The organism is Legionella gresilensis (assembly GCF_900639865.1).
Taxonomy (GTDB): Bacteria; Pseudomonadota; Gammaproteobacteria; order Legionellales; family Legionellaceae; genus Legionella_C; species Legionella_C gresilensis.
In genome coordinates this window covers 1-2,461 of record NZ_CAAAHX010000039.1, presented here as the reverse complement: position 1 = coordinate 2,461, position 2,461 = coordinate 1, and the positions used below count along the sequence as shown (strand labels likewise).

The window sequence follows — 2,461 nt, the reverse complement described above, 5'->3', positions numbered from 1 at the left end:
AGTAAGATCTACCTAAAATTTAACTTTTCTTACGCTTGATAGTATTTGCAACGCGGCCATTTTTTTTATCTACTCTTCTCTTTGATCTAACTGCGCTTTTGCAAAACTATCCTTTCGTCTACTTTTTGTTGCTGTGTATAGCCTGATCCACAAAAGCTTGAGTATTACACCGCTTAAGATGGGCAAAATTTTTGTAACCGATTCAACAATTCCTGCACTAAAACAGACAGAAGTCACACTAATTTGTTGAATCCAAGAAACTCATAAATTTTTTAGTGAGAGCAAAAATTCACCAAGGGGAAAAATCTAAGTTTTTATACCATTATCCTATTTTGAATTAATTAAAACTTACTGCTGGCGCTGTAGTCATCATGATAGTATCTTTTAATCCTTGAACTAGAACAGAGTTAGCATCCTCCCAATTTTTAGTAGGATTTAGAATTTGAATAGACTTTAATCTTTTCTCATAGTTTTCTGTGACGCAAACAGGTATATCTTGAGATTTTAAATACTTCACAAGTGCCTCAGATAATTGCCTATTTTCTCTGTCTATTTGAAACTGTAGCAATACACGTGGAGTTACACCATCTTTTGTGAATACAAGGCCCTCAGAAGCTAAGGTGATTACAGAACAAGTCACTTCATTTGTAGTTAACTCTAAAGAGGTATTATCATATTTATTTATAGCATCAGCACGTATTTTTGCCCACTCTTTACATTTAGTTTGTAACATTTGCAGGTATTGTTTTGCTTCTATATCATTAATCTCTAAATCTTCACTAAGAGTTGATAAATTAAACTCTTTATGATTTCTTAAGACTATAAACTCCTCAACTGGATATTTATGTTTAATCTCAATAGTAAATAATTTACAATCACGTAAAAGCGCCTCAAAAAAATTCCCTCTTCCTAGGCAAAAAAGCCGAACCTGTTTTCCAGGGGTTGCCAATGTGCCATCTGAATATTGGGTAGCGTCAATTGCCTTGAAGTTATTTAACTTTAAAATTATATCAAGTTTTTTAAAAAAATCGCACACTTTCATTTTTTTCTCTCTTTAATGCAAATAGTATTTCATCCATTCCCTTGTCTCCAAATAAAGCCATGGTATTTTAATCAACAAAAACCAGATTTACTTAATCTAAATCATCTAAATCAAAAATTTCAAAGTGATTTTTCTATAGATAATTTTTTAGTGATCGCAGTTAGTTTTCTAAATTAGACTAAAAATTAATATGATATTATTTTATTTCTGCATTCTATTTTAGGGCGTGTTGCAAAAATAAGATGGCTGTATACTAAGCAAATTTATCTAGCTATTTCAAGTCTAAACCAAAAAAATTATCCAAATTTCTTCCAAAATGCTCATAAAGAAGGTTTATTAGATATTCAAAACTCTAATTTTGCTTCTGTTAGGGGTAAGCAAAAATACTAGTAAAGCTAGTTGTAAGCAAAAATTTGTCTGTCTGTTTCGCTATTACTAGAAAGCACAAACTTGATCGCGCTACGTAGCGCAATTAAGGTTTAAAAGCCAGGTAATTGAATTCCACCTAAAAGGAAAAATAGTAAATTCTTTACTTAAAATCCTACTTTCAAATTTCGAAAAAAGGAAAATTTTTTGCAAGTTGGCCGTTCTATTTAATTCTGCAAGCAATATATGGATTGATTTTATTGCTTGTAAGTAGTTCCTACTTTGTAGGAAGCTTATTTTAAAAAATTATTTTTTTATTCTATTTGGGTTAATTCTATTCCTAATTCTAGTCTAGGTGCCAATCCTCATCTAGTTAAAATTAAATAAAATAGGCTAAAGTAACTTTCTTTTTAAATAAGTCATGGACTTTATTTGATTTTTTTTATCTACTCTTCTCTTTGATCTAACTGCGCTTTTAGCAAGCAGTTTATAGTTGGATATTTTAAAATCCCAATACCGGTTAAGGCCCAACCTACAAGAGATAAGGATATGTAATGATAATAAATAAAGAAATCATTATAAATAAGGCTAATTTACTTAATGCTATAAGCCAGACTAGAGCAGAGCATGCTATTTTTTTAACCACAGAGATAACCGGGTTAAAAGAAGATTTAATTTTAAGTGAAGCTAAGGAAACTATTAAAGAGTTAGAACAAATAACCCATAATTTAGAGCAAAATGATTCTTGCATAATAGACCTTATTGAATCCTTCCTAGCTAACCGTTGGCAACGAATTAGGGGTAGCTTCTTAAGTTACACTAGTATGCCTGAAGGTTATGTAAATCAATGTTGTCTAACGTTCGCTACTTTTTTGCATAACATAAATCCTGAAAAGAAAAAAATGCAGTACTTAATACGGTGCTGTTGCAAAAACAAGAAGGTAATATAATTACCAACATTTGAGACGTATTTTAATGAGTTTAAAAAATCCAGCTGATTTCAAATGGCGCCATTTTCATGGTGAAGTGATTTTGCAATGCGTGCGCTGGTAT

The 2,461-nt window shown here is 31.0% G+C and carries 2 protein-coding genes and 1 pseudogene; 2 read left to right on the top strand and 1 reads right to left on the bottom strand.

Annotated elements, in window-relative coordinates:
* Positions 1-337: 337 nt before the first annotated feature.
* Positions 338-1,042 (bottom strand): hypothetical protein, encoded by a 705-nt coding sequence (locus E1P04_RS17425; protein WP_131784123.1) that lies wholly within the window; start codon positions 1,040-1,042, stop codon positions 338-340.
* Positions 1,043-1,962: 920 nt separating this feature from the next.
* Between E1P04_RS17425 and E1P04_RS17420 the strand changes: the two genes are divergently transcribed.
* Complete coding sequence (locus tag E1P04_RS17420) at positions 1,963-2,358, top strand: hypothetical protein (RefSeq protein ID WP_131784122.1); 396 nt, start codon at positions 1,963-1,965, stop codon at positions 2,356-2,358.
* Positions 2,359-2,383: 25 nt separating this feature from the next.
* Positions 2,384-2,461: pseudogene (locus E1P04_RS18500) on the top strand (IS6 family transposase); the annotation flags it as partial.